At 75.4% G+C, this 24017-nt stretch carries 21 protein-coding genes; 8 read left to right on the top strand and 13 right to left on the bottom strand.

Annotated features, from left to right (window positions below; translation table 11 throughout):
- Positions 1-367: 367 nt before the first annotated feature.
- Entirely contained in the window at positions 368-1381 is a 1014-nt protein-coding gene (locus tag AC3WT4_RS18420) for a helix-turn-helix transcriptional regulator (RefSeq protein ID WP_492316160.1), read from the bottom strand.
- Between the two features lie 92 nt (positions 1382-1473).
- On the opposite strand from AC3WT4_RS18420, the gene AC3WT4_RS18425 reads away from it, so the two are divergent.
- On the top strand, positions 1474-2574 hold the full coding sequence (locus AC3WT4_RS18425) for an ATP-binding cassette domain-containing protein (protein ID WP_492316161.1): 1101 nt from the start codon (positions 1474-1476) through the stop codon (positions 2572-2574).
- Positions 2571-3422, top strand: a complete 852-nt coding sequence (locus AC3WT4_RS18430; protein WP_492316162.1) for an ABC transporter permease — start codon at positions 2571-2573, stop codon at positions 3420-3422. The genes AC3WT4_RS18425 and AC3WT4_RS18430 overlap by 4 nt, the downstream gene beginning before the upstream one ends.
- Before the next feature lie 13 nt (positions 3423-3435).
- On the opposite strand, the gene AC3WT4_RS18435 is transcribed toward AC3WT4_RS18430, so the two are convergent.
- The 3 genes from AC3WT4_RS18435 to AC3WT4_RS18445 form a co-directional block, all read right to left on the bottom strand.
- The gene (locus AC3WT4_RS18435; RefSeq protein WP_492316163.1) at positions 3436-4080 is read right to left on the bottom strand and encodes an aspartate/glutamate racemase family protein; all 645 of its coding nucleotides are present in this window, start codon (positions 4078-4080) and stop codon (positions 3436-3438) included.
- A gap of 153 nt (positions 4081-4233) precedes the next feature.
- A complete protein-coding gene (locus tag AC3WT4_RS18440) occupies positions 4234-5688 on the bottom strand; it encodes a restriction system modified-DNA reader domain-containing protein (protein ID WP_074802864.1) in 1455 nt (484 codons plus the stop codon).
- A gap of 149 nt (positions 5689-5837) precedes the next feature.
- Positions 5838-6158, bottom strand: coding sequence for an MTH1187 family thiamine-binding protein (locus AC3WT4_RS18445; protein ID WP_074802867.1), 321 nt, complete (start codon positions 6156-6158; stop codon positions 5838-5840).
- A 95-nt stretch (positions 6159-6253) separates the two neighbouring features.
- On the opposite strand from AC3WT4_RS18445, the gene cofD reads away from it, so the two are divergent.
- Both cofD and cofC read left to right on the top strand, forming a co-directional pair.
- Positions 6254-7201, top strand: coding sequence for a 2-phospho-L-lactate transferase (gene cofD, locus AC3WT4_RS18450; RefSeq protein ID WP_257419330.1), 948 nt, complete (start codon positions 6254-6256; stop codon positions 7199-7201).
- On the top strand, positions 7194-8027 hold the full coding sequence (cofC, locus tag AC3WT4_RS18455) for a 2-phospho-L-lactate guanylyltransferase (RefSeq protein ID WP_492316164.1): 834 nt from the start codon (positions 7194-7196) through the stop codon (positions 8025-8027). Before cofD ends, cofC begins: the two co-directional genes overlap by 8 nt.
- A gap of 9 nt (positions 8028-8036) precedes the next feature.
- Here cofC and AC3WT4_RS18460 read toward each other — a convergent pair whose 3' ends face one another.
- From AC3WT4_RS18460 to AC3WT4_RS18470, 3 genes are read right to left on the bottom strand one after another with little or no spacing between them, the layout of a single operon-like run.
- Entirely contained in the window at positions 8037-8663 is a 627-nt protein-coding gene (locus tag AC3WT4_RS18460; RefSeq protein ID WP_074802875.1) for a nitroreductase family protein, read from the bottom strand.
- A gap of 40 nt (positions 8664-8703) precedes the next feature.
- Positions 8704-9267 carry a GNAT family N-acetyltransferase gene (locus tag AC3WT4_RS18465; protein ID WP_492316165.1) on the bottom strand — a complete coding sequence of 188 codons (564 nt, stop codon included), beginning with the start codon at positions 9265-9267 and terminating at the stop codon, positions 8704-8706.
- Between the two features lie 59 nt (positions 9268-9326).
- Positions 9327-10310, bottom strand: coding sequence for an aldo/keto reductase (locus AC3WT4_RS18470; protein ID WP_108049031.1), 984 nt, complete (start codon positions 10308-10310; stop codon positions 9327-9329).
- 109 nt (positions 10311-10419) lie between these two features.
- On the opposite strand from AC3WT4_RS18470, the gene pdxR reads away from it, so the two are divergent.
- Complete coding sequence (gene pdxR, locus AC3WT4_RS18475; RefSeq protein ID WP_492316166.1) at positions 10420-12069, top strand: MocR-like pyridoxine biosynthesis transcription factor PdxR; 1650 nt, start codon at positions 10420-10422, stop codon at positions 12067-12069.
- Here pdxR and AC3WT4_RS18480 read toward each other — a convergent pair.
- Positions 12044-13843, bottom strand: a complete 1800-nt coding sequence (locus AC3WT4_RS18480; protein ID WP_492316167.1) for an oleate hydratase — start codon at positions 13841-13843, stop codon at positions 12044-12046. The genes pdxR and AC3WT4_RS18480 overlap by 26 nt on opposite strands.
- Positions 13844-13993: 150 nt before the next feature.
- Between AC3WT4_RS18480 and AC3WT4_RS18485 the strand changes: the two genes are divergently transcribed.
- Positions 13994-14488 carry a DUF6174 domain-containing protein gene (locus AC3WT4_RS18485; protein WP_492316168.1) on the top strand — a complete coding sequence of 165 codons (495 nt, stop codon included), beginning with the start codon at positions 13994-13996 and terminating at the stop codon, positions 14486-14488.
- Between the two features lie 52 nt (positions 14489-14540).
- Here the strand turns inward: AC3WT4_RS18485 and AC3WT4_RS18490 are convergent, their stop codons facing one another.
- From AC3WT4_RS18490 to AC3WT4_RS18500, 3 genes are all read right to left on the bottom strand, one after another.
- Positions 14541-17459: an FAD-binding and (Fe-S)-binding domain-containing protein gene (locus AC3WT4_RS18490; RefSeq protein WP_492316195.1), complete on the bottom strand. Its 2919-nt coding sequence runs from the start codon at positions 17457-17459 to the stop codon at positions 14541-14543.
- A gap of 325 nt (positions 17460-17784) precedes the next feature.
- Positions 17785-19887, bottom strand: coding sequence for a YhgE/Pip family protein (locus AC3WT4_RS18495; RefSeq protein WP_492316169.1), 2103 nt, complete (start codon positions 19885-19887; stop codon positions 17785-17787).
- On the bottom strand, positions 19884-20699 hold the full coding sequence (locus tag AC3WT4_RS18500; RefSeq protein ID WP_492316170.1) for a hypothetical protein: 816 nt from the start codon (positions 20697-20699) through the stop codon (positions 19884-19886). The genes AC3WT4_RS18495 and AC3WT4_RS18500 overlap by 4 nt, the downstream gene beginning before the upstream one ends.
- 111 nt (positions 20700-20810) lie before the next feature.
- Here AC3WT4_RS18500 and AC3WT4_RS18505 point away from each other — a divergent pair, with 111 nt between their 5' ends.
- Entirely contained in the window at positions 20811-21518 is a 708-nt protein-coding gene (locus AC3WT4_RS18505) for a TetR/AcrR family transcriptional regulator (protein WP_492316171.1), read from the top strand.
- A gap of 41 nt (positions 21519-21559) precedes the next feature.
- Complete coding sequence (locus AC3WT4_RS18510) at positions 21560-22603, top strand: NAD-dependent epimerase/dehydratase family protein (RefSeq protein WP_492316172.1); 1044 nt, start codon at positions 21560-21562, stop codon at positions 22601-22603.
- 98 nt (positions 22604-22701) lie between these two features.
- On the opposite strand, the gene AC3WT4_RS18515 is transcribed toward AC3WT4_RS18510, so the two are convergent.
- Both AC3WT4_RS18515 and AC3WT4_RS18520 read right to left on the bottom strand, forming a co-directional pair.
- Positions 22702-23145 (bottom strand): OsmC family peroxiredoxin, encoded by a 444-nt coding sequence (locus tag AC3WT4_RS18515; protein WP_074802899.1) that lies wholly within the window; start codon positions 23143-23145, stop codon positions 22702-22704.
- A gap of 114 nt (positions 23146-23259) precedes the next feature.
- Positions 23260-23979, bottom strand: a complete 720-nt coding sequence (locus tag AC3WT4_RS18520; RefSeq protein ID WP_400113116.1) for a hypothetical protein — start codon at positions 23977-23979, stop codon at positions 23260-23262.
- Positions 23980-24017 lie beyond the last annotated feature (38 nt).

Here is a 24017-nt window from a genome sequence, read left to right on the forward strand (position 1 = left end):
AGCCATGCCACAGGGACAAAAAATTTGGCATTGACTAACAAGCACACTGTTGAGTTCTCAAACAACCGACACACACCGCCTCCGACCTCGTTCCCGAGGCCCTTGCGCGGGGCGCTTCCTTCGTTCTGAATCCTACCAGACCCGGCCGTTCGTCCCGGACCGGTGAAAACCGGATTTCCGTTCAGAAATGTACCTGATCCAGACACCCCCACCGCACTCACGGCGCAGCACTGTGCTCCGAGAAATCTGGTGGGAGTTTCGCCCGGGGGACCAGCCACTTCGCATCTGCTCCGAGGAGCTGTGCCGTGGTGTCTGTTCCTCCCTGCCGGGCGACCTCGAGAACATTACGGGGTCGCGGGCCAGGAGGTCAACTCGCTCCCTCGTGACCCGGCTCACCCAGCGCCGCGGCACGCGCGCGCTCTCCCAGGACCCGGACGGCGTCGCGCAGCTCGGGAGGCCCGACGACGTCGAACGGCACGTCGAACATCGCGCATCGAGCCGCGAGACCGCCCCACGACCAGGATCCCGTCGTCAGGTGGCAGCGCTCCTCCCCCGCCGGTTCGACGACCGCGTCCGCGCCCGCCCAGCGCGCCACGGTCGCGGCGTCCGCGTGGAGCTCGACGGTGCCGCGCACCGGGTAGCTGGTGGTGGCGAACCGCTCCACGACGAACGTCGCGACGTCGGGCGCCGGCAGCGCGCGCGGTGAGAAGCGTGCCCCCGTGCCCTCGCGCGGGACCATGCGGTCGACGCGGAACGTGCGCCAGTCGTCCCGGTCGAGGTCCCACGCGACGACGTACCACCGGCCGCCCCACGTGGCGAGGTGGTGGGGCTCCGCGCGCCGCGGGGCGCGGAAGGCCGCGTCCTCCGGTGCGCCCGGCGCGCGCAGCACCTCTCCGGTGCCGCCGTCGTAGTCGAACCGGAGCACGCGTCGTTCGGTCGCCGCGGTCCCGACGGCGACGAGCACGTCCGGGCGCACGGTGGGCAGCTGCTGCTCCCGTCGCCCCGGCACGGCGGTCACCTCCAGGGCGTCGATGCGCGTCCGCAGCCTCGCGGGCATCACCTGGCGGATGGTCGCGAGGGCCCGGGCGGCCGCGTCCTCGACCCCGGGCAGCGCGCCCGTGCGCAGGGCGACCGCGACGGCGACGGCCTGCTCGTCGTCGAACAGGAGTGGTGGCACGTCCGCCCCGGCGTCGAGGCGGTACCCGCCGTCGGGCCCCTTGGTCGCGCGCACCGGGTAGCCCAGCCCGCGCAGCCGGTCGACGTCGCGCCGCACGGTGCGCGGGCTGACCTCCAGCCGCTCCGCGAGCGTGGCCCCCGGCCAGTCGCGGCGCGCCTGGAGCAACGAGAGGAGCCGCAGCAGTCGTCCCGAGGTCTCGAGCATGACCCCAGCGTCGCACGAGGTAGAGGACCGAACCTGTCCGCTACCCCGAGGAGAGTCGTCCCGACGCACGCACCGCACCCAGGAGGAGCACCGTGATCCGGACCAGAGCACTGACCAAGGACTTCGCCGTCGGGCGGGACGAGAGCCGCACCGTGCACGCCGTGCGGGGCATCGACCTCGACGTCGCGCCGGGCGAGCTCGTCGCCGTCCTCGGCCCCAACGGCGCCGGCAAGACGACCACCCTGCGCATGCTCACCACGCTGACCCGGCCGACGTCGGGCACCGCCACCGTCGCGGGCCACGACGTCGTGGCCGAGCCCGACGCCGTCCGCCACCGCATCGGGTACGTGGGACAGGGCAACGCGGCCGGGCACGCGCAGCGGGCCGTCGACGAGCTCGCGAGCCAGGGCCGCATCCACGGCCTGGACCGCCGGGACGCCAGGCGACGCGCCGACGAGCTGCTCGACTCGCTCGAGCTCACGACGCACGCCGCCCGCAAGGTGTCCGACCTCTCCGGCGGGCAGCGCCGTCGGCTCGACGTCGCGATGGGACTCGTGCACGCGCCGTCGCTCCTCTTCCTCGACGAGCCGTCCACGGGCCTCGACCCGCACAACCGCGCGAACCTGTGGGAGCACGTGCTGCGCATGCGCGACGGCGCGCGGGCGACGACGGGCGAGCCGATGACGATCGTCCTCACGACGCACTACCTCGACGAGGCCGACACCATGGCCGAGCGCGTCGTCGTCGTCGACCACGGGCGCGTCATCGCCGACGACACGGCCGCGAACCTCAAGGCCGAGCTCGCCGGGGACCGCGTCCTCGTCACGCTCGCGCCGTCGGGCGGTCCCGGGCACGACGACGCCGCCCACCTCACCGCGCTGGCCCGCCGGGTCGAGGGCTTCCGCGAGGTGACCCGAGCGCCCGCGGGCGCGGACGCCGTCGGGCCGGATGCCGGGCCCGATGCCGGGCCCGACGATGCGCACGCGCTCGAGGTCCGCGCCGAGCGGGGGGACGCGTACCTGCCCCGGCTGCTGCGCGCCGCGGACGCCGCCGGGATCGCCGTCGACACCGCGCAGGTGCGCCGGCCCACGCTCGACGACGTCTTCCTCGCCCTCACCGGGCGCAGCCTGCGCGAAGCCGGCGCCGCCATCACGGGCGCCGACGCCCACCCCACCGAGAGGACCGCAGCATGAGCACCGTCACCACGACCCCGACCACGCCGCGCACGGCACCGAGCCGGGCGCAGGCCCCGCGCCGCGGCCTCGCCTCCTTCGCGCGCGACACCGGCATCGTGCTCGTGCGCGAGCTGCGGCCCGTGCTGCACGACCCGTTCTCCGTGCTCTTCGGGCTCGTCCAGCCGATCGTCTTCCTCGCCCTGTTCGGCCCGCTCCTCGTCGGGTCCCTCGGCGGCACGACGACCGGCCAGGAAGTCCTCGGCGGGAACGTCTGGCAGTGGTTCGTGCCGTCGATCCTCGTCATGACGACCCTCTTCGGGACGTCCACGACGGGCGCGAACCTCCTCGTCGAGCTGCAGACGGGGGCGCACGAGCGGATGCTCGTCGCGCCGCTGTCGCGCGCGTCGCTCCTCGTCGGGCGCGCGCTCAAGGAGATGGTCCCGATCGTCGCGCAGTCCGTCGTCGTCGTGCTCGTCATGCTGCCGTTCGGCTTCGAGCTGCACCCCGCCGGAGCCGTGCTCGGCCTCGTGCTGCTCGCCGTCTTCGGCGTGGGGATCGGGTCGCTCAGCTACGCGCTCGCGCTCGCCGTCCGCAAGCAGGACTGGATGTTCTGGGTCGTGCAGCAGACGCTCGTCTTCCCGCTCATGATCCTGTCCGGCATGCTCCTGCCGCTCGAGACGGGTCCCCGCTGGATGCAGGTCGCGTCCGACGTCAACCCGCTGCGCTACGTGGTCGACGCCGAGCGCGCGCTCTTCGCGGGCGACCTCACGGCGTCCACCGTCGCGTGGGGGTGGGTCGCCGCCGTCGTGACGGCCGCCGTCGGCCTCGCGGTCGGGATCCGGACCATGGTGCGGACGACCGACTGAGCACGAGCACGCGTCAGGCCCGGGCCAGCTCCACGGCCCGGGCCACCGCGCTCCCCGGGCTCGTCAGCACCCGGACGGGCAGGTCGGCGAGCAGCCGGGCGGCGGGCGCCATGCTCGCCTGCGCGAGCACGACCACCTCGGGTGCGCACCGCGCGACGGCGTCCCGCGCCGCGTCGGCGACGGCCCGGTGGTACGCCGCGAGGTCACCGGTCTCGAACGCCGCCCAGGCGTCGCCGCAGACGACCGGCTCCAGCTCGACCTGCGTCCCCGCGCGACGGGCCGCGTCGGTGAGGAGCTCCGTCGTCGGGGCCAGCGTGGAGGCGAGCGCGACGACGACGGCGACCCGGCCGCCGTCGCGCACCGCCTCTGCCGCGAGCGGCGCGTCCACCCGCACCACGGGGACCACGGCCGCCCCCCGACCGGCGCTCTCCGCGACCGGCCCCAGCGTCGAGCACGTGCACACCACCACCGACGCGCCCGCCGCGGCGAGCGCCTCGACGTGGGACCGCACCCGCGCGGCGACGGGCTCGCCCGCGCGCGCGGCGTCGAGCAGGGGCACGTCGACGCGGTGCGTGTGGCCCTCCCCCGGCGCGAGCTCGTCGACGAGCGCACCGAACGTCGCGACGTGGACCTCCGCCGTGTGCAGGAACCCGATCACGCGTGCCTCCCGTCGTCGTGGTGCGTTCTCGGCTCGACGCGACGAGAGGCGAGAAGTGGCCCCCGTCGTCGGTCTGCCAGGGGCCACTTCTCGCCTCTCACCGCCGGGCGCGCGGCCCGGCGCGGGGTGCGCGACCGGGGCCGCTCGGCGGGCTCAGGCGGTGTGCTCGCGGAAGGCGTCGGTGAGCGTGGGGCCGTCGTCGGTGCCCAGGCGCCAGACGCTCCAGCCGTCGGCGGTGTGGGTGCCGGAGACCGCGACCGCGGCGAGGTCCGGGTGGCGGAACCGGGCGCCGTCGGACAGCTCGATGAAGCCGTCGGGCTGGAGCACCGCCTCGAAGCGCTGCCCGCGCCGGGGCCGCGACCACACGAGCTGGCGCGGGGCGCCGAACGCGCGGGCGAGCGCGACGAGGTCCGGGTCGTCCTCGGGGCCGAGCGGCAGGTCGGCCGCGGGCGGGGGCGGCACCGGCGCGACGTCACGGCTCGTGGACGGGAGGTCCGGCCCGGTGCCGACGTCGACGGGCGGGTGGTACGACAGCGGGTCGTAGGGGCGCTCCTGCGCGGGGCTGCGCTGGTCGCCGTACTCGTGCGTGAGGTACGACTCGCGCGTCCGGATCGACTCCCGGGTGCGGATCGACTCGCGCGTGAGGATCGAGGTGCGCGGGGCCGGAGCCTCGTCGGCGCTCTCGACCGGGCGGCGGTCGGCCCAGCCCGTGGGCGCGGGCTCGGGCGCGGTCGGCGCGGTGAGCGGGTCGTCCAGGGGCACGAAGTCGAGCACGGGCGGCTCGGCGCGGCGCGGCTCGCCCGCCGCGGTGAGCGGGGCGAGCTGGCCCGTCTCGTCGGCCGACGACGGCGCGACGCCGTAGGTGGTGCGGGGCTCCAGCTCGGCGGCCCGGCGGCGCTCCGCCCGGGACTTCGCGGCCTGACGCGTCACCACGGGAAACTTGCCGGTCAGGGCTCGGCCCACGGCGACGCCGTCCGCGAAGTCGGAACCGGGGGCGACGGCACGGCCCCGCGGGGGCTCGGGTGCCGCGGGTGGCGCGGGGTTGTCGCGCGTCATCGCGAGCGGGGACACGTCGACGAAGCGGCGGCCGTCGGCCCCGTGGACCACGCCGAGGCGCAGCACCGCGACCGGAGAGCCGGGCTGGCGCAGGAAGTCGAGCGCGTCCTGGATGCCGGGCGCCGCGCTCGAGCAGATGACGATGAGGCGTGCTCCGGTCGCGCGCGCGGTCGCCTGCGAGCGCGTGAGGGGCACGTTGTCGTAGAACGCGGCGACGTCCTGCTGGAACCGCGACGCGCCGCCCGTGTAGCGCGCGGCGAGCTCGGCGCGCGTGAGGCGACCGGCCCGGCCCGCGTGGTTGAGCGCCGCGGTCAGCGCCTCCTCGGTGAGCTCGGCCGTGACCTCGATGACGACCGGGAGCCCCGCCGCGTCGAGCGCGAGGAGGTGCGGCTCGTCGTCGGACGTGCCCTGCGCGACCGGGAAGATCTGCTCGCCCAGCAGTCCCTCGAGGTTGCCGTCCACCACCCGCTGCGCGTCCGTCCCGAAGGCTCCTGCCGGCTGGGGCGGCTGGACCAGTACGGGACGCTCGGCGTCCACCTCGAAGAGGGGCATCGGGGGTTCTCCTGCAGCAGCGGAAACGCGACCTGGGCGGGGGCGTATGCGCCATAGCCTACGGGGGCGGGTCAAGTCCCTCGAAGCGGGCGAACCGGTGCGCAAGGGCCGTCCGGCCCTGCCCGTCGGCCCGGGCGTCACGCCGCAGGTCAGGCGTGCCCGGTGTCCTCCGACTCGGCCGCGAGCCGCTCCTCGACGCGCTCGACCTTGCCCGTGAGCTCGCCCGTGCGCCCCGGGCGGAGGTCGGCCTTGAGGACGAGCGACACGCGGTGCCCGCCCGCGCCGACGGCCTCGGTCGCGCGCTGGATCACGGGCATGACGACGTCCCAGTCGCCCTCGATCTCGGTGAACATCGACGTGGTGCGGTTCGGCAGGCCCGACTCGCGGACGATGCGGACGGCCTCGGCGACGGAGTCCGCGACGGACTCGCCGGCACCGAGCGGGGCGACGGAGAAGGCGAAGACGGCCATGGGGCCATGGTGGCACGGCTGCGCGCCCCGGGCCGCGGTCGCGGGCTCCGCGACGGCTCTCCGAGGGCCCCGCGCTCCGACGTAGGCTCGTCGTCGTGACAGCAGAACACCGCACCGACCGCGTGACCGTGCTCGCGGGCGGGGTCGGCGGGGCCCGCCTCGCGCACGGTCTGGACCTCGCGGGGACGGACCTCACGGTCGTCGTCAACGTCGCCGACGACGTCGAGCTGCACGGGCTGTGGATCTCGCCCGACCTCGACACCGTGACGTACACGCTCGCCGGGCTCGCGGACGAGGAGCGCGGCTGGGGCGTCGTCGGGGAGACCTACGCGGCCCTGGAGGCGATGGGCCGGCTCGGCGAGGACACGTGGTTCACGCTCGGCGACCGCGACCTCGCGACGCACGTCGTGCGGACGGCCCGGCTGCGGGCGGGCGCGCCGCTGTCCGACGTCACCGCGCAGCTCACGGCCGCGCTCGGCGTCGGGGCGCGCGTGCTGCCCGTGTCCGACGACCGCGTCGCGACGCTCGTCGACACGCCCGCCGGGCGCCTCGGGTTCCAGGAGTACTTCGTGGGCCGTCGGCACGCGGACGACGTGCTCGGCCTCGTCTACGACGGCATCGACGCCGCGCGCCCGGCGCCCGGCGTGCTCGACGCGGTCACCGGAGCCGACGTCGTCGTGGTCGCGCCGTCGAACCCGTTCCTGTCGGTGGAGCCGGTGCTGGGCGTCGCGGGCGTGCGGGAGGCGCTCGCCGGGACGTCGGCACGGCGCGTCGCGGTGAGCCCGATCGTCGGCGGTCGGGCGCTCAAGGGCCCGGCGGCACAGATCCTCACGACGCTCGGGCACGAGGTCTCCGCGCTCGGTGTCGCACGCCTGTACGTGGGCCTGGTGGACGTCATGGTGATCGACGACCACGACGCGCACCTCGCGGACGACGTCCGCGCGCTCGGGATGGACGTCGTCGTGACGGACACGGTCATGGGCGGCGCCGAGGGCCGCGAGCGCCTGGCGCGCACGCTCCTGTCGGGTCCCGCACGTGGCTGAGCCGCACGACGCCGGCGCCCGCCCGGGTGCGGATGCCCGCCCGGGGCGCGTGGTCGCCGTGGTGCCGCTGCGCGACGGCTCGTCGGGGAAGTCGCGCCTCGCGCACGTGCTCGACCCGGCGTCGCGCAGCCGGCTGGTCGCCGTGCTCGCGCGGCACGTCGTGGGCACGCTGCTCGCGAGCGAGGACGTGGAGCGCGTGGTCGTCGTGACGTCGGACCCGCGGTTCACGTGGCGCGCGCTGCGGGACGTCGTGGTCGACGGCGCCGCCGCGGCGACGGACGGCGGCGAGGGTCTGCCCCTGCTCACCGCCGACGCGGACCGCCTGCGCATCGTGCTCCAGCCCGCGGACCGGCCGGGCCTGGACGCCGCGGTGGACGTCGGGCGCGAGATCGCGGCGTCGGAGCCGGAGGAGGGCACGACGTCGGGCACGGCGGCGGAGCACGGTCCGGCGCGGCTCCTCGTGGCGCACGCCGACCTCCCCGCGCTCACGACCGCGGACGTCGCGGCGCTCCTCGCCGAGGACGCCCCCGTCGTCGTCGCGACGGACCGGCTCGGGTCCGGCACGAACCTGCTCGTCCTCGACCCCCCGGCCTCCGCGCCGTCGAGCGGCGGTCCCGGCGGTGCGGGGTTCCGGTTCCGGTTCGGGCCGGGCAGCCGCGCGGCGCACGTCGCGGAGGCCGAGCGGCTGGGGCTGCAGGCCGTCGTCGTGCGGCGGCCCGGGACCGCCGTCGACCTGGACACCGTGGACGACTGGGGCGAGCTGCCCCCGCACGTGCGGGCCGCCGTCGGGCTGCACGTCCCGGCGCTGCGCGACCACGACGCCTGACGGCGGTCGTCACCGCGGTGACGACCGGCCACCCCAGCGGCCGCGGTGCACGACGTCGTCGAGCGGCTTGCGCGCACGACGGCGCGGCGAGCCCGTGGCCGCCCGGTCGGCGGGGTGCCCGACGGCGACCACCCCGGTCGGTGCGTACGCGTCGGGGATCCCGAACGCCGCGCGCAGCCGCCCGACCTCGCCCGGCGCGACGCCGAAGAAGCACGCGCCGAGCCCGTCGTCGACGGCGGTCTGGAGCATGAGCAGCGCCGCCATCCCGGCGTCGACGTGCCAGTACGGCACGGCCCAGCGGTTCTCGTCGCGGTCCGCCCAGCCCTTGTCGTCCTCGGCGTACCGGTCGAGGTAGACGTCCTTCGACGTGAGGACCACGACGAGCACGGGCGCCGTGCGCATCCCGGCGAGCCACGTGCTCATGCTCCGCTCGGGCTGCTCGGGCGAGGTCGCGGCCCAGAAGCGCGCGACGTCGTCGGGCTCCGTGAGCACGAGGAACGACCACCCCTGCGCGAACCCCGCGCTCGGTGCGCGGACGGCGTTGCGCACGAGGCGGTCGACGGCGTCCGGGTCGACCGGCTCGTCGGTGAACCGGCGCACCATGCGCCGGCGTCGGACGACGTCCTGGAACTCCACGTGGCCCCCTCGGCACGGTCCGGGATCAGGTCCCCGCACCCTACCCGGCGACGCGCCGCGCCATCCGCAGCTCGACGAGGCGGGGATCGCTCGGGAGGGGCTGGGTCTCACCGGTCGGCGCGAAGCCCGCGCGCTCGTAGAGACGGAGCGCGGGAGCGTTGGTGGCGGTGACCCAGAGCGAGAGCGTGCGCGCGCCGAGCTCGGCGGCGAGCGCGTGAGCGTGCTCCAGGAGCGTCACCGCGACGCCGCTCCCGCGCGCGCCGGGCTCGACCCACACGGACACGAGCTCGGCCACGGTCGGGTCGTCGGGCGAGGGGACGACGGCCGCGACCCCGACCACGGGACCGGGCGACCGGCCGCTCCCGGGCGGGGCGCCGTCGTCGGACTGGCCGCGGTCGCCAGGTGGGCCGCCGTCGAGCGTCGTCCGCGCCAGGAGCGTGCGGCCCTGCGCCGCGCGCTCTCGCCACACCTCGTCGGGGAAGGCGACCTCGCGCGCGAGGGTCGAGCCGAACGCGGACGGCGCGTCCGCGAGCGCCCGCAGGCGGACGTCCCGCAGGTCGCGCCAGTCGTCCGGCCGGGTGCGCTCGACGAGCGTGGTGGGCATCGGCCCATCGTGGCAGCCCGGCCCGGCGTGGGTGCGCCGGACCGGGCCGCTCGGCCGCCTCAGGCCGCGTCGAGGCGTGCGCGCAGCTCGGGGTCGAGCTCGAGGTCGGCCGCGCCGAGGAGGTCGTCGAGCTGCTCGACGGTGCTGGGCCCGATCACGGGGATCACCGCGTGCTCGCCCCCGAGGAGCCACGCGAGCGCGACCTGGTTCGGCGTCGCGCCGAGCTCGCCCGCGACCTCGTGCAGGAGGCGGACGCGCTCGCGCGTGGTCGGGTGGTCGAACCCGTCCCACAACGGCTTGTCCCGGCGCACGTACGCGCCCTGGAGGATCGGCGAGTAGGCCGTGACGGCGAGCGGCGGGCGACCGTCGACGCCCGTGGACGCCGCGTAGTCGAGCAGCTCGTACGACGCCCAGTTGTGCCGCCCGGGCTCGGGCGTCGGGTAGGCGTAGGTGAAGTTCTGCTGGACGAGCCCGTAGGGCGCGACGCCCTGGCGCAGCGCCTCCTCGCGCGCCTCGACGACGCGCCACAGCGCGACGTTCGAGATGCCCGTGATGCCGACGACGCCCTCCGCCTGGAGCTTGCCGAACGCGCCGACGGTCTCGGCGAGCGGCGTCCCGTGGTCGTCGACGTGCCCGTACAGGACGTCCAGGTGGTCGACCCCGAGGTGGCGCAGGCTCTCGTGCGCCTCGTCCGCGACGACGTCGGCGCCGAGCCCCTGGAAGTTCGTCGGCTCGACGTTCTGCAGCGGCAGGGCCGGGTCCTTCTTGGCCGCGCCGAGCTTCGTCGCGATCCGGACCTCGTCGCGCGCACCGCGGCTCGCGAGCCAGCGGCCGAGCAGGTCCTCGCTGTCGCGGCCGTGGCCGTCGGCCCAGAAGCTGTAGTTGTTCGCGGTGTCGAGGAACGTGCCGCCCGCCTCGCGGTAGCGGTCGAGGATCGCGAACGAGGTGTCCTCGTCGACGAGCGTGCCCATGTTCATCGTGCCGAGGCACAGGGTCGACACCTCGAAGGAGGTGTGCCCGTCGCCGATGGTGCGGTACCGCATGGTGGTCTCCCTGGGTCTGTCGGTGGTCCGAGCGGTCCGTGGCGGACAGTGGTCTCGGTGACGTGCTCCACGCTAGAGAGGCATCGGCACGGGTGTACGGTCCGATGCCATGGCCGCGAACCAGACCAATTCCCCCCGAGCGGCTCCTCCGGGGACGACGGCGGAGCTCGCCTGGGAGGCCCTGCTCGACCTGGGCGCGGGGCCGGGGTCGCGCGTCGAGCGGCTCGAGCGCGCGGTCCGCGACGCCGTGCACGCCGGCCGCGTCCCCGTCGGCGCGGCGCTGCCGCCGAGCCGACAGCTCGCCGAGTCGCTCGGGGTGTCGCGGTGGGTCGTCACGGAGGCGTACGGCCAGCTCGTCGCCGAAGGCTTCCTCGAGGCGCGCACCGGCTCCGCGACCCGCGTCTCCGCCGCAGCCGGCGCCCGATCGACGAGCCCTCGGGGAACGAGTGCGCTGGGCGAGCGGCCCACGAGCCCGGCGGGAACGACGGTGCGCGCGGGTCGTGGCGGGCCTGGCGGGAGCCGCGAGGAACGAGCGGCGGATGGTAGACCCGCGCGCGCCGTCGTGGACGCCGGGCGGACCGACACCGGCAGGACCCACGCCGCGCGCGCCCGGTTCGACCTCGCGCCGGGCGTCCCCGACCTCAGGCACGTCCCGCGCGACGCGTGGCTCCGCGCGGCACGCGAGGCGCTCGGCACGTCCGGCGGGACGGCGTCGAACGACGACCTCGGGCAGCCCTCCCCCGCCGGGCACCCGCACGCGCGCGCCGTCGTCGCCGGCCACCTGCGCCGGGCGCGCGTCGTCACCGGGCCGGACGACGCCGTCGTGCTCACGCGCGGAGCGACCGACGGCATCGCGCGCGTCGCCGCCGCGCTCGTCGAGGCGGGTCACACGCACCTGCTCGTCGAGGACCCGAGCTGGTCGGTGCTGCGCGACGTCGCAGCGCGGGCCGGTCTCGCTCCCGTCCCGGTCCCCGTGGACGCCGGGGGCGCGGACGTCGGCGCGCTCGTCGACGCGTCCCGACGGACGGGCGCGCGGGCCGCGCTCCTCACGCCCGCGCACCAGTTCCCCACCGGCTCCGCGCTCGCGCCCGAGCGGCGCGAGGCCGTCCTCGCCTGGGCGAGGGACGTCGACGGCGTCGTGGTCGAGGACGACTACGACGCCGAGTTCCGCTACGACCGCCGGCCTGTCGCGGCGCTCCAGCAGCTCGACCCCGACCGCGTCGTGCTGCTCGGCTCGGTGAGCAAGACGATGAGCCCCGCGTTCGGCGTCGGGTGGATGGTCGTGCCCGCGCGCTGGCGCGAGTCCGTCGCACGTGCGGCCGCCCCGCACGGGCCGACGGCCGCCCCGTCCACCGTCGACCAGCTCACGTTCGCGCGCCTCGTCGCGTCCGGCGGCTACGACCGGCACCTGCGCGCCGCGCGCGGCCGCTACCGGCGCCGTCGCGACGCCGTGCTCGACGCCCTCGCCCGCGAGCTGCCCGGCGCCGCGGTGAGCGGCATCGCGGCGGGGATGCACGCGCTGCTGTCCCTGCCGGGCTCGCCGGACGACCCCGCGCCCGACGCCGCGCACGTCGTGCGCGAGGCCGCGCGGCGCGAGGTGACCGTCGTCGACCTGCGCCGCTACCAGGTCCGTCCCGCCGACCGGTCGACGACCCTCGTGCTCGGGTACGGCAACCTCGCCGACGCCCGCGTCGGCGAGGCCGTCGCCCGCCTGGCCGACGCGGTGCGCGCCGCTACTCGTCGTGGGACAGGAGGCTGAACTCGGCGAGCAGCTCGCCGATCTCGGTGGCGTCCACCTTCTTCTGGAGCCGGTCGCGCAGGATCCGCGGCCCGGGGATGTCGAGCTCCTCGCCGTCGCGCAGGGCGCTCACGGCGGCGAGCAGCTTGCGGACGTCGTAGGTGCTGTTGAAGACCTCGGGCACGCCGCGCTCCAGGTCGAGCAGCTGGTAGGCCGCCTCCATGCCGGTGCGCACGGAGTACTCGGTGGTGAAGATCGTGTCCCGGGTCGTCTCGGCGAACTGGCCGATGAACGCGAAGTTGCGGGCGCCGTCGGGCACGACCTGGGGCCGGTCGCCCGCGTGCCGGGGCATGAAGAACGCGGTGACGTACGGCATCATCACGGGCACGCAGCTCGCGGCCTCGGCGGCGAGGGTCGGGATGTCGACCTCCGGCACGCCGAGGTGGTACAGCCACTCCTGCGTGATCTCCTCGCCCGTGCACTCCTGGAGCGACTTCTTCACGTAGTCGCCCGGGGTGTCCACGAACAGCCCGTAGACCCACACGACGATCTCGTCGGGCGACTGCGCCTTGAAGTGCGGCTGCCGGTTGACGGTCCAGCTCATCAGCCACGCCGAGTCGCGCGCGGTGACGATGCCGCCCGTGACGACCTTCCCGCTGAACGGGTCACGCTTGCAGATGCGCTCGATGTGCTCGGGGATGCGCCGGTCGAGCGTCGTGACGGTCGCGGACTGCCACTTGGTGAGCGGGATGTCGGTGCTGAAGACGTCGGGCCGACCGAACGACGGGTCCTTGGCGGCGACGCGCCGCCACAGGTCCCACGCGGGCGCGGGCCCCGTGTCGAGGCGCGCGGGCGTGTGCTGGTCGCCGTTGTCGGAGTTCTCCGTGAGCGAGCCGATGGTCGCGATGACGAGGTCGTCCTCGCCGAGGTCGATCGTCCGCTCGACAGCCGCCTCACCGGACTCGTGGGCCGCCGCGTGGTCCAGCAGGTGCAGCCGCGTGGCGACCTTGCGGTCCGGGGCGAGGTCGAAGTCGACGTCGGTGACCTCGACGTGGAACCGGAACGTCACGCCCTGGTCCATGAGCCAGCGCGTGAGCGGCAGCACCATCGACTCGTACTGGTTGTACTTGGTGAACTTCAGCGCCGAGAGGTCGGGCAGGCCGCCGACGTGGTGGATGAACCGGTGCAGGTAGAGCTTGAACTCGAGCGCGCTGTGCCATTCCTGGAACGCGAACATCGTGCGCCAGTAGAGCCAGAACTGGCTGTCGAGGAAGTGCCGCGACATGACGTCCTCGATCGACTTGCCCTCCATGTCCTCGCGGCGCGCGAGGAAGATCTTCGTGATCTCCTTCTGCGCCTTCTCGTCGAGGCGGAACAGGTTGTCGAAGTGCGCGTCCTTCCCGCGGTCCTCGGTGACGCGCTGGAGCGAGAAGTTCGGGTCGTCCTTGTTGAGCCAGTAGAACTCGTCGAGGACCGAGACGCCGTCGGTCTCGATCGACGGGACGGAGCGGAACAGGTCCCACAGGCACTCCATGTGGTCCTCGAGCTCGCGCCCGCCGCGGATCACGAACCCGCGCCGCGGCTCCTTGATGCCGTCGAGCGCGCCGCCGGGGAGCCTGAGCCGCTCGTAGACGGTGATCTTCTCCCCTGGCACCTGGCCGTCGCGGACGAGGAAGCCCGCCGCGGAGAGCGACGCGAGGCCCGCTCCCACCAGGTGCACGGACCCGAGCCGGTCCGTCCGCTCCGGCCTGCGCGGCCGCGCGAACGCCTCGTAGTTGCCGCTGGAGTAGTACATGGCCTGCCCCTCACCGCCGACGACGTGGACGGAGCACCGCCCGCGGTGGTGCTCCCTTGCCATGCTCACGCCGGGGTCGCCGGACCGCACTTCGGTGCGCGAACGCGCGGCGCAGGGCAAGACCCGGCCGCGCCGGGACACGAGCAGGGCATGAAGAAGACCTCGCGCCACCGCGCTCGGCCGTCCTGGACGACGGCGGCGCTCGCCCTGGGCGGGCTCGTCGTCGCGCCGCTCGTGACCGGGTGCGCGCCCGCGAGCGCCGAGGGACCGGTCGGCGGGCTCGCGGACGCCCGGGCCCGGTGGGCCGCGGCGGGGTACGACGACTACGCGTTCACGCTCACGTCGTCGTGCGGCGAGCGGTACCTCGTCGGGGACTTCGACGTCGAGGTCGCGGCCGGCGAGGTGGTCGCGGTCTCCGCGAGCCTCGCGCACCTGGAGACGACCCCCGAGTCCTACGTCGAGAGCGGTGGCCGCACGATCGACGGGTTCCTCGACCTCGTCGACGAGCGCCACGACGACGTCACCGACGTCGCGTTCGACGACGAGCTGGGCTACCCGACGTCGCTCACGCTCGACCCGGTGCCGCGCGCGATCGACGACGAGGAGTGCTACGTGATCACGGACGTGCACCCCGCGCGCGGCTGACGGCCGCCCCGGGCGATCGCGCGCCGTCGGGCACGCCGGCCGCCCGCGACGATCAGAGCCGCTCGGCGAGCAGCTCGACGAGGGCCTTGCCCTGCACGCCGGCGAGGTCGTCGGCCTGCGTGCGGCACGAGAACCCGTCCGCGAGGTACACGTCGCCGGGGGCGGCGTCGCGCAGCGCGGGCAGGAGCGCGTTCTCCGCGACGGCGACCGACGTCTCGTAGTGGCCCTTCTGCATGCCGAAGTTGCCTGCGAGGCCGCAGCAGCCGGCGAGGACCTTGATGGTCGCGCCCGCGTCGCGCAGCAGCCGCTCGTCGGCGGCGAAGCCCATCACCGAGTGCTGGTGGCAGTGCGGCTGCACGACGGCGGTCACGTCCGAGAGGTCGGGCACGCGCCACCCGGACTCGCGCCCGGGCGCGGTGTCGACCGAGGTGAGGAGCTCGGCGAGCGTGCGCGTCGCGGCGGAGACCGCCTGGGCGCGCGGGTCGTCGGGGAACAGGTCCACGAGGTCGGAGCGCAGCACGGCGGTGCACGACGGCTCGAGCCCCATGATCGGGATGCCGTTCACGGCGTAGGGGCCGAGCACGGACAGCAGGTTCTCCAGGCGCTTGCGCGCGCCGTCGAGCTGGCCCGTGCTGATCCACGTGAGGCCGCAGCACGCCTGCTCGTCGGGCACGACGACGTCGTACCCCGCCGCGGTGAGCACCTTGACGGCGGCCTGCGGCACGCCCGGCGACATGTTGTCGCTGAACGAGTCGGTCCACAGGACGACCTTCGGGCGCTCGTCGCGCACGGGGCGGCCGGGCTGCTGCCCGATGCGCAGGCCGGGCACGCCCTGGGTCGCGCCGCCGCGCCTCCACCACGTGCGGAACGGCACCTCGGCGAACTCCGTCATGGAGCGGCGCGTGTCCATGCCGCCCGCCCACAGGACCGCCTTCGCGAGCGGCCGGAACCCGAGCAGCTTGTTGGCCAGGCGCGGCATGCCCGTCGCGAGGCGCGCCCAGACCGGGAGCCAGCCGAGCGAGTAGTGGTCGACGGGGCGCAGCTTGCCGCGGTACGTCCGGTACAGCACCTCGGACTTGTACTGCGCCATGTCGACGCCCGCGGGGCAGTCGCTCGAGCACGCCTTGCAGGACAGGCACAGGTCGAGCGACTCGCGCACCTCGGGCGCCGCGAGACCGCCGACGAGCGTGCCGTTCACCGCCTCCTGGAGCACGCGGGCGCGGGCACGCGTGACGTCCTTCTCGTCCTTCGTCGCCTGGTACGACGGGCACATGAAGCCGCCCGCGGCGCTGGTGTCGGCGCGGCACTTGCCGACGCCGACGCACCGGTGCACGGCCTGGGTCATGTCGCCGTGGTCGTGCGCGAACGAGAAGCCCTGGTAGCCGGCGCGACGCGAGATCTTCGTGACCTTCGCGGGCGCGGCCGTGCTCGTCCCGGGCGTCCCCGGCGCACCGACCTTCGACAGCAGCGGGTGCGCGTGCGGGCGGCGCAGGTCGTCGTCGACGGCGCTCGGGCGCACCACGACGCCCGGGTTCATGACGTCCTGCGGGTCGAACAGCGCCTTGAACCGCTCCATGAGCGCGATCGCCTCGGGGCTGTACATGACCGGGAGCAGCTCCGAGCGTGCGCGGCCGTCGCCGTGCTCGCCCGAGAGCGAGCCGCCGTACTTCGCGACGAGCTCGGCCGCCTCCAGCATGAACGTGCGCAGCACCGAGCCCGACGCCTCGAGCGGGATGTCGATGCGCAGGTGCACGCACCCGTCCCCGAAGTGCCCGTACGGCAGGCCGTCGACGCCGTAGCGCGCCATGAGCGCGTCGAGGTCGCGCAGGTAGTCGCCCAGCTTCTCCGGCGGGACGGCGGAGTCCTCCCAGCCCGGCCACGCCTGCTCGCCCGCGGGCGTGCGCCCGGCGAGCCCTGCGCCGTCGGCCCGGATCTGCCACATCTTGGTCGCCTCGGGGCCCGCGGGCAGGATCATCGTCGCCTCGCTGCCCGACGCCGCGACGATCGCCTCCGCGTTCGCCATCGCCTCCTCGGGGGTCGCGCCGCCGACCTCGACCATGAGCCAGCCGGCGCCCGGCGGCAGCGGCGGCACGGACGCGTCGCCCTTGGCGCGGCGCACGACGTCGACGAGCCGCGCGTCGAGGCCCTCGACCGCGAGGGGGCTGAGGCCGAGGAAGGTCGGGACGTCGTCGGCCGCGGACGGCATGTCCGGGTAGCCCAGCACGATGAGCGTCGGCTTGGACGGCACCGGCACCAGGCGCACCGTGGCCTCGAGGATCGTCACGAGCGTGCCCTCGGTGCCGACGAGCGCCTTCGCGAGGTCCGACCCGTTCTCCGGCAGCAGGTGCTCGAGCGAGTAGCCCGACACCTGGCGCCCGAACCGCCCGAACTCCGTGCGGATGAGCGCGAGGTTCTCGCGGACGAGCTCCGCCAGACCGGGGACCGCCGCGAACGTCGGGTCGCCCTTGCCGGCCGTGAAGCGGCGCCCGCGGCCGTCGACGACGTCGAGCGCGAGCACGTTGTCGACCGTGCGCCCGTACGCGACGGCGTGCGGCCCGCACGCGTTGTTGCCGATCATGCCGCCGAGCGTCGCGCGGTTCTGCGTCGAGGGGTCCGGGCCGAACCGCAGCCCGTCCGGCGCCGCCACCTGCTGGAGCGTCGACATGACGACGCCCGGCTCGATGCGCGCCGTGCGCGCCTCCGGGTCGACGCCGAGCACGCGGTTCACGTGCCGCGTGAAGTCCAGGACCACGCCCGGCCCGATCGAGTTCCCCGCGACCGACGTCCCCGCCCCGCGCGCCGTGACCGGCACCTCGAGCTCGCGCAGCACGTCCAGCGCGGCGACGACGTCGTCCGCGTCCTGCGGGTAGACCACGGCCTCGGGCACGACGCGGTAGTTCGACGCGTCGGTCGAGTACTCCGCGCGGCGTCGCGTCGCGGTGTCGACCGTGCCGCGCACGACCGTCCGCAGCGCGTCCGCGAGCGCCGTGCGCGCGGCGTCGGCCGCCCGTTCCGCCTCGCGGACGGCAGCGGCGCGCTCCGCCTCCGGCGACGTCGTCGCGCGGGAGCCGGACCGCCGCGAGCCGTTCCCGTGCTGCGTGGCGGGGGTCGTGGTGGCGTCGATCTCAGCGGACACGTCGCGATTGTCGCACCCCCGCGCCCGCACCTTCCGGCCCGTCCGCCCCGTGACCCGCCGACCAGGCGTTCCCGGCTGGCCGAACAGGCGGTCATGGCTCGTCAGAAACCCTGGACCAGCCCAGACCGCCTGCTCGGCGCAGGACCTCGCGGCGTCGAGGTCAGAGGACCAGCTCCGGCTGGAGCTTCTTGATGGTCCAGACGCGCTGCTTGCGGGCGGCGACCGTCGTCAGGGCGAGGGCGGCGACCAGCACGACGACGAGCACCGTGACGTCGCGCGTCACCGTCGCCATGTTGCCGCCGTAGAGGAGCTGGCGCAGACCCTCGACGGCGTAGGTCATGGGCAGGAACCGGTGCATGGAGCGCAGCGGCTCGGGGATCGTCTGCCACGGGAACGTGCCGCCCGCGGTGACGAGCTGGACGAGCATGAGCACGAGCCCGAGGAACTGGCCCGCGGCGCCGAGCCAGACGTTGAGCGCCTGGAGGATCGCGACGAACGTCGCCGAGACCAGCACGAGGAACAGCGCGGTCCCGACGCCGTAGACCGGGTCGATGTCGAGCGCGAACTTCGTCACGGTGAACATCGCGGCGACCTGCACGACGCCGATCGCGGCCGGGGTGAGCCACCCGCCCAGGGCGGTGGCCAGGCCCGACTTCCCGGCGGCGAGGGCCCGCGCCGACAGCGGGCGCACGAGCAGGAAGAGCACGTAGGCGCCGATCCACGTGGCGAGCGACAGGAAGAACGGCGCGAGGCCGCCGCCGTACGTGCCCGCGGACGACAGCGCGTCGCTCTGCACGGCCACGGGGTTGCCGATGGTCTCGGCCGTGTCCTGGCGGGTCTGCTCGTCGAGGTCCGGCACCTGGCCGAGACCCTCGGCGAGCCCGTCGCGGAGCTGCGTGACGCCGTCGACGAGCTCGCCCGAGCCGTCGCGCAGCTGCGACGTGCCGTCCGCGAGCGAGGTCGCGCCGTCGGACACCTGGCGCGTGCCGTCGGCGAGCTGCGAGACGCCGTCCACGAGCTGCGGGGTCGCGGCGGCGAGCTGTCCCGTGCCGTCGGCGAGGCGGTCCGCGCCGTCGGCGGCGCTCGCGATGCCGGAGTTCAGCTGCGGCGTCGCACCCGCGAGCCGCGCCGCGCCGTCGGACACCTGGCGCGACCCGTCGGCGAGCTGGTCGAGCTTCCCGGACGCGGCGGTCACCTGGTCGACGGCGCCCTGCACCTGCTCGCGCTGCTGGTCGAGCACGGGGCCGACCTGCGACCGCACCTGGTCCGCGGTCGCCCGGTCGATGACGCCGTCGGCGACGAGCTGGTCGAGCCGGGCGTCGACGTCGCCGCGGATCGTGTCGAGCGTCGGGAGGACCTCGCCCGCGGCCGCGGCGGCCTGCTGCCCGTACTGCGCGACCTGCGCGTTCCCGTCCGCGACCTGCGCGGCGCCGTCGGCGAGCTGCTGGGTCTGGGCGGGCAGCGACGACGTCGCGCCCCGGAGCGTGCCGAGCCCGGACGCGAGCGCCTCCGCGCCGTCGTCGAGCTGCCCGACGGCGTCCGCGAGCGTCCCGGTGCTCGCGTCGAGACGCTCGGCACCGTCGGCGGCCTGGCCCGCGCCGTCGGCGAGGGTGTGCGCGCCGTCGTCCGCGGTGACGAGGCCGTCGCGGAGCTGCGTCGACCCGTCGAGGAGCTGGTCCGCGCCGTCCACGGCGTCGGCGAGGTTGGTGTGGATGGACGCGAAGCCGCGCAGGAACGTGTCCGCCGCCTCGGTGCCCACCTGCTCGGCGATCGAGTCGCGCACCTTGCCGACGATCTGGTCCGCGATCGTGCGTGCGAGGTAGTTGTTCGCGTCGTTGGTGATGAGCGTGAGGCTCGCCTGCTGCGGCTCGAACTCGCCCGCGGACGCGAGGTCCGCGGAGAAGGTCGGGCCGATGACGAGCGCGGCGTCGTACCGGCCGGACCGCACCCCGTACTCGGCGTCGACCTGGCTCGTCTCGACCCAGCCGAAGCCGCCGTCGTCGAGCAGCTGGTCGGCGACGTCGCGCCCGAAGTCGCGCCGCGTCGTCGTGCCCGTCTGGGCGTCGGTGGTCGTCGTGCCCTCGTCGAGCACGACGAGCGCGGCGGGGATCTCGTCGAGCTTGTCGTACGGGTCGTGGTTCGCGAACAGGTAGAGGCCTGCGTAGAGCGTGGGGATGAGTGCCATCGCGAGGATCGCGAGGCGGGGCAGCGTGCCCGCGGCGAGGCGGCGCAGCTCGGACAGCCCGAGGCGGATCGCGGTCATCGGTCCTCCTCGGGGTCGTGCGGGGTGGTGGGCTCGTCGGTCGCGGTGGGCGCGGGCCGCTCCGGATCCGGGACCGGCCCGGCCTCCGGCTCGGGCTCCGGGTCCGGGTCGCGGGGCGGCTCGGGGCGCGTGCGCAGCACGACGGCCGGCGGCTGGTGGATCGACGCGCCGCGCGCGGGCGGGAGGTCCGCACCGAGGTCGCGGGCCGAGGCACGTGTGCACTGCACGAGGACGCCGTACCCGGCGCCCGCGAGGCTCTGCGCGACCTCCCACCAGCCCGACGGCTCTCCCCCGTGCCGGTCGGGGAGGGTGAGCACGAGGAAGCGGACGTCGCGGTCCTCGGCCGCGAGCGCCGCGAGCAGCGCGGTGCGCACGACCCCGGGCACCTGGTCGAGGCGCCGCCCGCGGTCGGTGGCGAGCGAGTGGTCGGCGAGCCAGCGGGTCACGTCGGAGGGCAGCGAGCGGCGGCCGGCGAGCGCGAGGCCCTCGGCGACGACGTCGGCCACGGTGAGCGCGTCGTCGGGCTCGCTGATGCCGGGCACGTCGACGACGGCGGTCACGTCGCGCAGGGTCGCGGCGGCGCCGCGCGCCGACCGTCCGGCGCGGTGCGACGGCGTGCTCTCCGGGGTGAGCCGGACCTCGCCCCCGGACGGGTCGAAGCGGCCCGTCGCCACGAGGGCGAGCGCGGTGTGCCCGTGCCCGGGCTCCCCCGCGACGAGCACGCACTCGCCCGTGGACCAGGCGAGGTCCATCGGCTCGAGCATCGGCTCGCGCCGCCCGTCCACGTGCACGTCCGTCAGCGTGATCTGCATCCGGTTCTTCCCTCCGTGGCCCCCGGGCCTTCCCCGGGGCGCCGTTGACTCACGGTCAACAACGCTACGCCTGTTGTTGACTCGCGGTCAACAACAGCGTAGAACGGTGTCATGCCCCGCACGCCCACCCCCGCCGGTCCTTCCGGCCTCGACGGCTCGGTGCGCACCCGACCGGGCGCCCGCCGACGCCGCGAGCCCGCCGACCGGCGGCGCGAGCTGCTCGACGCGGCCTCGCGCCACGCCGACGAGCACGGCCTCGACGCCCTCACCCCGGCCGCGGTCGCAGCCCGCTCGGGCGCGTCCAAGGCGCTCGTCTTCCACTACTTCGCGTCCACCGCCGGGCTGCGCCGGGCCGTCGCGCTGGAGGCGGTGGCGGAGCTCGAGGCGGCGACGGTCGCACCGGACGATCGTCCCCTCGGCGAGCGCCCCGCGCTCGCCGTCGCCTCCTACCTCGACGCGGTCGAGGCGCGCCGGCTCGTGTGGCAGGACCTGTGGCGCGGGGTGCTCGCCGAGGACGACGCGACCCAGGAGGCGCTCGCGCGCGTCCGTGACGGGCTCGTCGCGCGCCTGACCTCGACCGTGAGCGCCACCACCACGGACGCGCTGCCCACGACGCCCCGGCTCCGGCTCCTCGCCGCGGGCTGGGTCGCGCTCGTCGAGAACGTCACGGCCGCGTGGCTCGGCGGCGGCGACCTCACCCGCGCGGACATCGAGAGCCTCGTGCTCGCGAGCGCCGTCGTGCTCGTGCCCGAGCTCCCCGAGCCCGCGCGCGGCGCCGTCCTGGCCATCGCCCGGGCGAACTCGCCCACGGCGGGCTAGCGTCGGGGCGACGGGCAGCGGACGAGGTCGGGAGGCAGCGCATGCGCGTGGTGGTCGTCGGAGCGAGCGGGAACGTCGGCACGGCGGTCCTGCGCCGGCTCGCGGAGGAACCGGTCGTGACGTCCGTCGTGGCGGTCGCGCGCCGTGTGCCACGCGCGGACGGCTCGAGCACCGTGCGCTTCCCGCACGACGTCGCGACCTGGCGGTACGCGGACGTCGCAGCCCCCGACGCCGACCGGCGGCTCGACGCCGCGTTCACCGGGGCGGACGTCGTCGTGCACCTCGCGTGGGCGATCCAGCCGAGCCACGACCGCAGGCGGCTGCGGCGCGTCAACGTCGAGGGCACGCGCCGCGTCGTCGAGGCGGCGCAGCGGGCCGGCGTCGCGCACGTGGTCGTGGCGTCGTCGGTCGGCGCCTACTCCCCCGCCCCGTACGCGGGCGACGCGCGCGACACCCCGGTGAACGAGGGCTGGCCCGTCGAGGGCGTCCCGGGCTCGTCGTACTCGGAGGACAAGGCTGCCGTCGAGACGCTGCTCGACGACCTCGACCGGGAGACGGGGATCGTCGTCTCGCGCGTCCGCTCGGCGCTCGTGTTCCAGCGCGACGCGGGCTCCGAGATCGCGCGGTACTTCCTGGGCCCGCTCGGCACGCGCGTGCTGCGTCGCGACCCGCTCCCGGCGGTCCCGCTGCCCGACGGCCTGCGGCTCCAGGTGGTCCACGCCGACGACCTCGCGGACGCCTACGCGCGGATCGTCGTGGGCCGGCACCCCGGGCCGTTCAACGTCGCCCACCCCACGGTGCTCACGGCGCAGGACGTGGCCGACGTCGTCGCCGACGGCTCGCTGCGCACCGTCCCCTACGCGACGGCGCGGACCGCCGTCGCCGTCGCGTGGCGCGCGCGCCTCGTCCCCGTCGGCGAGGGCTGGCTCGACATGGCGATGCGCGTGCCCGTGCTCGACACCGAGCTCGCGACGGAGCTGCTGCGCTGGCGCCCCGTGCACGGGGCGAAGGACACGCTCGCCGAGCTCGTCGACGGCATCCGGGCGGGCGCCGGGACGTCCTCGCCCCCGCTCCTCCCCCGCTGACCGGACCACCCACGGGGTGTCCCGCACCCGGCACGACGGACCCCGGGTCGCGCACCGCTGGACGGTGCGCGGCCCGGGGTCCGTCGTCGGTGCCGGGGTCAGCTCTCGAGCGTGGCGTCCAGCGTGATCGTCGGGACGCCCGCGAGCGCCTTCGAGACGGGGCACGTGGCCTTGGCGGCCTCCGCCGCCTGCTGGAAGCCGGCGGCGTCGATGCCCTCGACCTCGCCGCGGACGGTCAGCGCGATCTCCGGGATCTGGAAGCCGCCCGCCGGGTCCGGCGCGAGGGTGACCTCCGCCGTGACCTCGAGCGAGACGGGCGTCGCGCCGGCCTCGCCGAGCAGCGCGGAGAACTGCATCGCGTAGCAGGACGAGTGCGCGGCGGCGATGAGCTCCTCGGGGCTCGTGACCCCGCCCGCGTCGTCGGCGGCGCGACGTGGGAAGGACACGTCGTACGTGCCGACCTTCGAGCTCGAGAGCTCGACCTGGCCCTGGCCGTCCTGGAGGCCGCCGTTCCAGGCGGTGCGTGCGATACGGGTGGGCATGCGAGATCTCCTTCGACGTCATGGGTCCCGGGCAGGACCCGGTGCCCCGACCGTAACCCGCCACGCCGCGCCCCGCCGGGACGGGGTGCGTGAGGTCTGCGTCACCCGACGCGGTCAGCCGAGCGTGCCCGCCGGGCGGTAGACGACCGACGACGCGCGGTCGTCGAACGAGCCGAGGGTCGCGCAGTGCGGCGTGCAGTTCTTCTTCGTGCCCGCGTAGGAGGAGGAGTCGTAGAGCGTCGCCCAGCACCCGGCGTACGTCGACGCCGAGGAGACGACGTTGTTCATGAGGAGGTTCGCGAGGTTCGGGAACCCGTACGTCGAGCCGGTGTGGCACCCGTTCGTGCCCGACCCGTAGAGCACCTTCGACGCACCCTTGTAGCTCGGGTCCCGCCAGAGCACGCCCAGCACGATCGAGCTGGCGGCGGCCGTCGTCGCACGCTCCGTCGCCGCGACGCGCGGGCCCGCCGTCGCGGTCGCGTTGAGCTCGGCGACGAGGCCGTCGACGTCGGCCCGCGTGGCGCGCGCGAGGCGCGACGGCGCGACCTCGCCCCCGGACACGAACTCGAGCGCCTCCTCCAGCGAGTCGAAGCACGCCTCGGGAGCGGCGGGCAGGGTGGCCGGGTCCTGGCCCGGGAGGAGGGGCTGCGCCTGGACGGCGCAGCTCTCGCCGGTCACGACGGGCGGGTCCGTGGCGGGGACCGCCGCGAGGTCGCCTCCCGGGGCGGCCCGGACGCCCGACGGCGAGGCGAGCGCCGGGCCGGCGACGGCGCCCACCAGCACGAGACCGGCGACGAGGCCGGCGGACAGGGCGCGGAGCGGAGTGCTGGTCATGGTTCTCCTTCTGCGTGGGCCACGCCCCCGGGTTCGCA

Source organism: Cellulosimicrobium sp. EB106-03-01-XG111 (genome assembly GCF_058792115.1).

Excerpts from the sequence above, each read along its gene's own strand:
- AC3WT4_RS18420 (WP_492316160.1), bottom strand. The coding sequence starts at position 1,381 with ATGCTCGAGACCTCGGGACGACTGCTGCGGCTCCTCTCGTTGCTCCAG.
- AC3WT4_RS18430 (WP_492316162.1), top strand. The coding sequence starts at position 2,571 with ATGAGCACCGTCACCACGACCCCGACCACGCCGCGCACGGCACCGAGC.
- AC3WT4_RS18440 (WP_074802864.1), bottom strand. The coding sequence starts at position 5,688 with ATGCCCCTCTTCGAGGTGGACGCCGAGCGTCCCGTACTGGTCCAGCCG.
- AC3WT4_RS18445 (WP_074802867.1), bottom strand. The coding sequence starts at position 6,158 with ATGGCCGTCTTCGCCTTCTCCGTCGCCCCGCTCGGTGCCGGCGAGTCC.
- AC3WT4_RS18465 (WP_492316165.1), bottom strand. The coding sequence starts at position 9,267 with ATGCCCACCACGCTCGTCGAGCGCACCCGGCCGGACGACTGGCGCGAC.
- AC3WT4_RS18470 (WP_108049031.1), bottom strand. The coding sequence starts at position 10,310 with ATGCGGTACCGCACCATCGGCGACGGGCACACCTCCTTCGAGGTGTCG.
- pdxR (WP_492316166.1), top strand. The coding sequence starts at position 10,420 with ATGGCCGCGAACCAGACCAATTCCCCCCGAGCGGCTCCTCCGGGGACG.
- AC3WT4_RS18480 (WP_492316167.1), bottom strand. The coding sequence starts at position 13,843 with ATGTACTACTCCAGCGGCAACTACGAGGCGTTCGCGCGGCCGCGCAGG.
- AC3WT4_RS18485 (WP_492316168.1), top strand. The coding sequence starts at position 13,994 with ATGAAGAAGACCTCGCGCCACCGCGCTCGGCCGTCCTGGACGACGGCG.
- AC3WT4_RS18495 (WP_492316169.1), bottom strand. The coding sequence starts at position 19,887 with ATGACCGCGATCCGCCTCGGGCTGTCCGAGCTGCGCCGCCTCGCCGCG.
- AC3WT4_RS18500 (WP_492316170.1), bottom strand. The coding sequence starts at position 20,699 with ATGCAGATCACGCTGACGGACGTGCACGTGGACGGGCGGCGCGAGCCG.
- AC3WT4_RS18505 (WP_492316171.1), top strand. The coding sequence starts at position 20,811 with ATGCCCCGCACGCCCACCCCCGCCGGTCCTTCCGGCCTCGACGGCTCG.
- AC3WT4_RS18510 (WP_492316172.1), top strand. The coding sequence starts at position 21,560 with ATGCGCGTGGTGGTCGTCGGAGCGAGCGGGAACGTCGGCACGGCGGTC.
- AC3WT4_RS18515 (WP_074802899.1), bottom strand. The coding sequence starts at position 23,145 with ATGCCCACCCGTATCGCACGCACCGCCTGGAACGGCGGCCTCCAGGAC.
- AC3WT4_RS18520 (WP_400113116.1), bottom strand. The coding sequence starts at position 23,979 with ATGACCAGCACTCCGCTCCGCGCCCTGTCCGCCGGCCTCGTCGCCGGT.